This window comes from Psychrobacter sp. 16-MNA-CIBAN-0192 (genome assembly GCF_040309565.1).
Lineage (GTDB): Bacteria > Pseudomonadota > Gammaproteobacteria > Pseudomonadales > Moraxellaceae > Psychrobacter.
On record NZ_JBEOOX010000726.1, the window covers coordinates 1 to 236 of the forward strand.

The following is a 236-nucleotide window of genomic DNA, read 5'->3' on the forward strand; positions in this document are numbered from 1 at the left end:
TTATTGAATCACGCTTAGATAAAGGCCGTGGTCCAGTTGCATCGATACTTGTTCAATCGGGTACGCTTAACCAAGGTGACATTGTATTATGTGGTCTTGAGTATGGTCGTATTCGTGCAATGCGCGATGAAAACGGTAAAGACATTAAGTCAGCTGGTCCATCTATTCCAGTTGAGATTTTAGGTCTTTCTGGTATTCCAGCTGCAGGCGACGAAGCGACTGTAGTTAAAGATGAG

General features: G+C 43.6%; 1 protein-coding gene. It reads left to right on the top strand.

The window, feature by feature from the left end; all coding sequences use genetic code 11:
- Positions 1-236 (top strand): hypothetical protein (locus tag AAEY78_RS15005; protein ID WP_352340301.1); only part of this gene is annotated, 236 nt, incomplete at both ends.